Annotated in this window: 2 protein-coding genes; both read right to left on the bottom strand. The window is 46.0% G+C overall.

Translation table 11 applies throughout. The annotated features are described in order from the left end of the window. Positions 1-116 precede the first annotated feature (116 nt). Entirely contained in the window at positions 117-6347 is a 6231-nt protein-coding gene (locus F0364_RS01820) for an alpha-2-macroglobulin family protein (protein ID WP_153796039.1), read from the bottom strand. A gap of 724 nt (positions 6348-7071) precedes the next feature. Further along, a complete protein-coding gene (gene sucD / locus F0364_RS01825; protein WP_153796040.1) occupies positions 7072-7944 on the bottom strand; it encodes a succinate--CoA ligase subunit alpha in 873 nt (290 codons plus the stop codon). Positions 7945-8566 lie beyond the last annotated feature (622 nt).

Below are 8566 nucleotides of genomic sequence, written 5' to 3' on the forward strand. Positions count from 1 at the left end.
AGCTACCCGGGTCTGAAAAGACGCCCAATGAACCGAACGATGAACGTATTGCGACGCAACAGGCGATGCCACAAGGATCTACAGCCGGGCTCAAAAATATTTTCTGCATAAACAATTTATTGTTTCTCATTCGCCACATTAACCTTTATCCCTTCGCTATGGCTGCTGAATTCCGGCGCATACATGCACTGCACGGTTGCCACACCAACAGAGAAACTGCCTGTATGTGTAACGTACAAAGGATAATCAAAAACATAAGTGCCTTTGCGCAGGTTGGCAATAAAGAAGCTGGTGCTGGCATCTTTGGTGGCTTCGTAGTAACCAAGGCCATCCTGCCATTTGTAGCCGCTTAACACATTCACCGGTTCCATGGAAGAAGCCCGCATATCTTTCAGGTGAATGTATTCCATATCCCTGTCGCTTTTAAGAATGATGCGTACGGTTATTTTATCGCCCACATGCAGCTCGCCGTTGGCATTAACAGGCAGCAGTTCTTTTCCTTTGCTGGTATTTTTCTCCACGAACAATTGCTTGCCCAGCGATAGGGGAGACGCGGCGGCTGTTATCTTATCCAGGTCTTCAAAATACTGCCAGTAAACAGCGCCCCAGGATGGGGTGGCCGCAGCCTTACCGGCAGGCTGGCTGGTAGTGGTTACGGTAATGTTGGCCATACCGGCTGTTACCTTGCTGCCATCAATACGTTCTTTAAAATAACGGGAACCGGCTTCTGTTGCTGAATGTTTGATTTCAATATTGCCCAATTGTATAACCGCCTTCTTGTCTGCTTTAAGGCTGTTGTTAGAGAGTAGTGCATAGCAGGCGTCGGCAGTGGCTTTGGTGGTCTTCCAGTTATTGGTTTGTTTGTTCAGCAGCAGCCAGGTTTGCATTTGAGACACGGCTTTGGCATCATGCGCAATTTCATCAAAAGCGTTAATGAGCAAGGCTTGCGTTTCTATAGCGCCCTGGTGCCAGTAATAGCCATTGGTATTGGCCTTCCAGTACATGGCGCCATCGTTGGTTTCTACAGCATTTTCTTTAATGGACCGGATGATTTCCATCGGCGTGTTTTTGAACTTTCCTGTTGTTGATGGCTCAAGAGGGAAAACCCTGTGCAGGCTAAGGGCAATCATGCTGCGCATGTACAGGCTATGCTGTTCTGCCCAGAATTTTTGTGCCTGGCTAAGGTAGAATTTAGCAACCCTGGCAGGAATGGTTTCTGCCCTTTTAGGATAGAAGCTGCGCATATAAGCATACTGCACCATCATGTAGCTAAGCTGGTTTTTGGTAAGGTCTGCCTTGTGTGCAACAAGCTCATCATATTCTTTTGCCGCTGCATTATCCGAGTTTTTAAGCCCGGCGGTAATAATTTCATCGGTAATGCTTTTGCAGTCTGCAGGTATGGCATTCAGTTTGGCCAGCTTGCCTATGCCGGTTAGTATGTACTGGGTGATATGCCTGTCTTCCTGCCCGCCTTTAAACCAGCTAAAGCCACCAGCTTCATTTTGCATTTCCTGTAGTTTAAGCAAGGATGATTTAGCGCTGCCGCCCATCTTGACAGCATCAAACAGCAGTGCGATATTTTTTCTTTGCTGTGTTTCATTTTGCGCATCCAGCACCCAGGGCGTTTCCTGTAACAGTATTTGTTTCAGCTCCGGGTTTTTCTCCAGGTTACTAACCTCACCCCGGCCCTCTCCAAAGGAGAGGGAGTCGGCCCGCCATTGGTCAAATGCCTGTTTTATGCGTGGGTGCTGCTTTACAATATAGGCTGCCAGTGCATTGGCATAAAAGCGGTTAAAGGTCTGTTCCGCACATTCGTAAGGATATTCTATTAAATAGGGCAACGCCTGTACAGCCTGCCAGATAGGGTTGGCCGTATATTCTACCGTTAGGGATTGTGTTTGAAGCGATTCACTCTTGTTGTTAAGGAGCTTATCAAATGTAAAATGCCGGGTGGTATCGCCCTTAACGTATAATGGCAGCGTTTCTGTAACCAGCATACGGTTGGTGAGTACGGGCAGGGTGTTTTCTTCGCCATCGCTTACCTCACCCCCCTGCCCGTCTCCAACGGAGGAGGGGAGTTTAGATTTTGCGCTGATGCGTATGGTGAGTGGTTTATTAAAATTAAAAGGGATGCTTACCGGGAACTTTACCACGGCGCTGCCATTGGCAGAGGCGGTAAAATACTGGTCTGGAAAAACATTCTGCAACAGGCCATCCACCAGTTGCTGGGTGGCGGCATCCACCAGTTGCAGGTGTACCTGGCCGGTGAGTTCGCTATCGCTTAGGTTGCTTATTTTGGCGGTTAGTTCCATTTTGTCGCCCTCCCTTACAAAGCGGGGCAGGTTGGGTTGTACCATTAAAGTTTTTTGGGTAACAATGCTGCGCTGGTTAAGGCCAAAAGCAAGGTCTTTGGTATGCGCCAGGGTTAGCCATTTCCATTGGGTTAAAGCTTCCGGCATGGTAAAGCTGAAGCTGTAATTGCCGGCTGTATCTGCCTGCAATTGCGGGAAAAAGAAAGCCGTTTCGTTGAAGTTTTTGCGAAGCTGGATAGGCTTGTTATTTTCTGCGGCTTGTATGTTTTCTGGTTTTTGTTGTTCGTCTGGCACAACTTGTGGAGTGGTAAGTTTTGTTATTACAACTTCTGCCATAGCGGGAGTAGCCAGTTTGTATGCATTGTTTTCTTCTTCTGCACCGTTAAAGTAGAGTGAATGGATGGCTCTGTCGCTCCCACCCCTGTAATGGAGACGCGGGCTAGAAATACCTCTCACAAACATATCCCCTTCCTGAAGGTAGGTTGAAAATCTAAGGTTACTATATATCTGCCTGGCATTTAGAGCAAGTTGACTGTATGATTTAAAATGGTCGTTATAAATAATTCCTGTTTCGTTGGAAGTAGAATTGACTTCCGTAAAACAAGTGTTGCTCTCAAATTCATTACCATTTTCAAAAGTTTTCCACACATCCGGCACCGCCCAGCTTTGCTGCTTAAACTGGTCCAGCGATGCATCGTACATGGCGGTTAACAATTCCGCGGCTGCTTTACCACCTTTGTTGCCGCTAACCTGCACGCTCCATTTTTCATTGCTGCCGGGCTCTGTTTTATCCCGGTAGGTAGTGTAGCTTACCTGCAGTTCCTTATTGTCAAACGGAACGTACACATTCATACCATTGCTGTAATAGCGGTTGTGTTTTACAAAAGCATAGTACACTGCAAACCCGCCGCGGTCTTTTTCTGTTGCGGTAAAATCAAGCTGCTTTTTACCGTTGTTTAAGCTGTAGTAGTTGTATTGCGGCTTCGCTTCTTTTCTTAAAGTTTGTTGTATAACAAACACATCTTTTAAGGATGTGCCCGTCAACAACCTGGCCTGTTCCCCGGGTAATGGGTTATTGTTAACCACCTGCTGAAAATTGGCCTGGGGCGATGGAAGTGCTTCCGAAGCCATATCGTACAACTGTACATACTTAACATCTTTTACTTCGTTGCCATCCTTATCTTTTGCTGTGGCTTCTACCACATACCAGCCTTGCTGCAACGGGTTGGGAATGCCGAATTTTGACGAAGTGTCTGTATGAATATTCCCAGCTATTACTGCATCGCTTTTTGGCCAGCTTTGGTAGTCGCTTTCCGCTTTATACTCGTCATAGGGAAAATTGAGGTGGTATTCAGCTTCCGTCATTACAAAAACATCCGGCTGCTGCCAGTATCTCTTGCGGTAAAAGGTGGTTGGTGTGGTAAGTGGGGAAATGGAAATTTTTACATCCGTTGGTATGTCCTGGCCGGCGGTGTTCTGCGCCGTTACAAAAATATTTTTAAACGTTGCCGCATCTGCAACCTTTGGTACATTTAGTTGCAGGAATAAAGATTTATAAGACAACGATACAGTAGTCTTCTTTTCCCTGGTTTCGCCGCTGATATCTGTTACTGAGGCTTCTATTTCAAAATCAAAAAATGGCTCTGTTTTTTTATCTATTGAGGAGTCTGGCGTTGCGGCAAACGCTATCTCAAACTTGCCGTCATCATCCGTAGTAACCGTTCCGTTTTTTATTTGCTGAGAGGCTGAGCGGGGCATGGGCACCCGCCAGAACAACCAGGGGTAAGGAAACCTTGCTTCACGCTGCACATTAAACTTTACCTGTGCCCCGCCAATACTGTTGCCTGCGTAAGCTTTGGCATGGCCGGTAATATGTATGCTGTCATTCAGCCGGTAACTGGCTTTTAGGGTATCAAACTCCACGTAAAATTTAGGGCGTTTGTATTCTTCTACATTGAAGCTTAGGTTGCCTTCAAAATCTTCTGTTTCCATTTCAAATTCCCCGGTCAGCACATTCTCCGGCAGTTTGAATTTACCCGTAAAAGAGCCATACTCATTTAACGTCAATTCAAGCGAATCAATCTTTTGACTGTTTGCATCGTTCAGTATTACTTCTATGCTGTCTTTCCAGGCAAGCAGTTTGGGTTGTTTGGTCTTGCGGTCTTTGGTGATAACAATGCCTTTAAAATAAACGGTTTGCCCCGGCCGGTAAATGCTGCGGTCTGTAAAGAAGTGTACCCTCGCATTGTCTTTCTCATAATCTTCGTCTTCATCTTCTTCATCATCTTCACTGCTGCTGTCGCTATAGAAATATTCGTTGTTTTCCAGCGCAAGGGAGTCATCGTTTTTGTAAAACTTCAGTTGAACATTGCTGTTGCCATGCTTCAGCCTGTTCTTTAACGTAAAGAACCCGTTCTTATCAGTCTCCAGCCTGCCTTCTTCGGTAAGGGATTTCCCCTTTTTGCTGTCGTAATAATAGTTGATGTATTTAACTGTTGCTTTTTCAACAGGCTGGCCATTTTCCCTATTCAGTACAAAATAATCCTCGCCGTTTTTAATGTAGCTGATGGAGGATACATCAAAACGTTGCTCTGTCAGCCGGCCGGCAGTTGCAAAATCTTTGCTGGTGCTGCCCAACAGAACATATTTGCCTGCCGGCAATGCATCCACTTTTATTTCTGCGGCATGTTGCTGGTAGTCACCGGTTGCAGGCAGTTGCTGGCTGAAAGCCTTGATATACTTCAGCCTGGCCAGTTGCCGCCAGTAAGCGGTATCGTAGCGGTTAAGCCCTGCTTTGTCAATTAGGGCCGCGTTGATTATACGTGCATAAAAAGTGTCTGTATTTTTATACTGCACCAACAGGCGAAAAGGCTGGCCGGGCATATTCACATTTTCAGCCTGTGTGGTAATTTCCTTTTCGGTAATTCGGTCAAGCAGTTGCTGCATGTTGCTGTTGCCTTCGCTGGGCGCCGGCTGGGCTTTTAAGCGTTGCCCGATGAGTGCTTTAGCTGTTACATAAGCGTACTGGTTGGCGGTATCAGTCAGCGGCTTGTACTGTTGGGCTTTTGCCGCATAGGTGTTAATAAACAGGTACCAGGCCTGGGCCGCGGCGGGTTCATCAGGGTAAGTACCGGTAATGTCTTTAAGGGCGGCAATATATAGTTCATCCTCGTTGTCAATAGAAGCCTGCTGTTTTACCCATTCTATCCTTTCCAGGTTAACGTCAATAAATGCGGAAGGCTCTTTGTGCTTGCTGTGAAAACGCATAAGCTCTTGAAACAGGTGCAATGCCAGTAAAAGATGGGAAGCAGTGTCCCTGCTTTCAAATTTGTATTGCATAAACTCTGCCGCTGTGCCCAATGCTGTTTTATCGGTAAGGGTAAAAGCATAGTCTGGCTGGGTTAAATAAGCATCCCCGCTTTTAAAGTAATCAAGGGCTTCATGGGCAATCAAATCATACAGTGTCGGGCGCAGGCTGTCTGTATTGCCTTTAATAATAATGGCATTATACGGTTTTAGCGTGGTTTGCTGCAATATGGTTGCAGGTTGTAAGGCATCGGCGTAGTTTTTCGTTATTGCCTGGTGCAGGTTGTCATTGTTCCAGGTTTCAATATCGGTTTTATTGTAAGTGGCTGTTTTGTTCCTGTTGTAAAATCTCCAGCGGTTATTGTTGTAATACTGCTGGTAAGTTTTTGCCAGCAGGGTTTGCAGTATGCTTTTGTGGGTAACGTTGAAAGATGTTTCAATTTCCTTTTGCAGGTAAGCTACTTCCTGGTTAATGTTCTTTTCCGTCGTTTTGTCTTCCAATGCAAGTTTATAAAGCAATGCTTTTGTGGCCTGGGCGGCCAGCTTTTTTTGCCTGGCTATGTTGTAAATGCTGTTCACTTTTTTAAGGGCAGATTTTGGCAGGTCTTTCTGCACAATCAGCGTATCAATTTCAATCCATTGTTTGGTAAAGTCCGGGTCTGTGGTTTGGGCGGCAACAAAAAGGCAAAAGGCCAAACAGGATACTAAAAGCAGAAAAGCTTTTCTCATAGAGAATATTTGAGGCTGTAAAGTAATATCAATTATTATAAGTTGAAGTGTAGATGCAGCGGTTTAACGAATTGCATAAACGGTTATGCCACGAGGGTGCGGAAGGAGAAAGATAAAAGCAATCATTATTGCCAGGCTAAATAATTAAAAGGTTTGACCTCACCCCAACCCCTCTCCAAAGGGCAGGGACAAGAACCGGCCAATAGTGCAACTCTACCTTTTTTCTGTGTTTCCGTGGCAATTCTTTCCGGCCTTGCAAGCAACCTTTTTGCAAAAGGGCAACAGGTGTCACTACCGGGTGAGGGATTGAAGCGGTTACCCCGGTGAAGGTTTTGTGCAGGGGCTTTGTGCCGGAGTAATAGCGGAAAGCCCGACCCCTTGCGATAGCTTGGGGGCACCCCCAAAAACTTCCTTTCTTTCCGTGCTTACCTGGCATAAAAAAAGCTTGTGGCAGACGCCACAAGCTTTAACCCCCAATGAAATTTGAAAATTGAATAATTCAGTGTTATCTGAAATTCAGGTACAAGATTAAGGCAAAATCTGATACGAACCACATGCCCGGCGCCGCAATTATACAAGTGGCGGTTATGACTGAGTGAATGGCAAACAGCTACACCGGGGCTGAAAAGCAATGCTGTTCTAAGGCAATCGGTTGCACCAAAGGCACAAAAAAAACTGCTGAAAATTTTTCAGCAGTTTCGATATTTTTTAAAAAAATCGCTCGTTATTTCTTTAATGCTGCAGCCATGGTTTTGCCAATATCTGCCGGGCTTGCTACTACATGAATGCCGCACTCTTCCATAATCTTCATTTTAGCCGCAGCAGTATCATCGGCCCCGCCAATAATGGCCCCTGCATGGCCCATCCGGCGGCCGGGGGGCGCTGTTTGGCCGGCTATAAAACCAACAACCGGTTTGCGCAAATTATCTTTTAGCCAACGGGCGGCTTCCGCTTCCATACCACCGCCAATTTCACCAATCATAATAATGCCATCTGTTTCATCGTCTTCCATCAACAGCTTAACAGCTTCCACCGTGGGGGTACCAATAATCGGGTCGCCGCCAATGCCTATGGCAGTGCTTATGCCCAGCCCGGCTTTAACGGTTTGGTCAGCCGCTTCGTAGGTAAGTGTACCGGATTTAGAAACAATGCCTATGCGGCCCGGTTTAAAAATAAAGCCCGGCATTATGCCCACTTTAGCTTCTCCGGCGGTAATAACACCAGGGCAGTTAGGCCCTATTAAACGGGTGTTTTTACCCAGCAGGTAATTTTTTACTTTAACCATATCCTGCGTGGGTATGCCTTCGGTAATGCACACCACCAGGCCAATGCCTGCGTCAGTAGCTTCCATAATGGCATCGGCGGCAAAAGCCGGCGGTACAAATATGATGCTTACATCTGCACCGGTTATCTTAACCGCTTCAGCAACGGTATTAAATACCGGTTTGTCTAAGTGTGTGGAGCCGCCTTTGCCCGGCGTAACGCCGCCTACCACATTGGTTCCATACTCAATCATTTGCGTGGCATGAAAAGTACCTTCAGTTCCGGTAAAACCCTGAACGATGATCTTTGAGTCTTTATTGACTAATACTGACATGGAAACGGAGTTTTTGGTAAAAGATGGGCAAAAATAAGGGTTCGATGGTTAATTAACGGCAGTAAAAATTATTGCAGCGGCAAACGGGCAGGTACAAATTACGAAGTTGGAAGTACCAGGGTGTAAACTTGTACACTGTGCATCCCACATCTAACATCTCACATAAAAAAGTACTTCGTACTTCACTTTTCGTACTTGCTATGGGGGGTGCCCCCAAGCTACGCAAGGGGTCGGGCTTTCCGCTATTACTCCGGCACAGCAGCCAACCCACAAAACCTTCACCGGGGTAACCGCTTCAATCCCTCACCCGACGTGCAACAGGCTGCTTTTTTTGCAGGCGGGTTTTTATAAAGTACGATTTACGAAGTACGAAGTACTTTCCTTAGCAGCCTGTATTTCTGCAACAGCGCAAATAAAAAGGCTTTTACCTAAAGTACTTCGTACTTCGTAAATCGTACTTAATTACATCGTACATCCCACATCAAACATCTTACACAAAAAAGGTACTTCGTACTTCGTAAATCGTACTTATTCAGCTTCCGTCAACGCCGCAAATAGAAAGGCTTTTACCTAAAGTACTTCGTAAATCGTACTTATTCAGCTTCCGTCAACGCCGCAAATA

It is taken from the genome of Foetidibacter luteolus (assembly GCF_009650435.1).
Lineage (GTDB): Bacteria > Bacteroidota > Bacteroidia > Chitinophagales > Chitinophagaceae > Foetidibacter > Foetidibacter luteolus.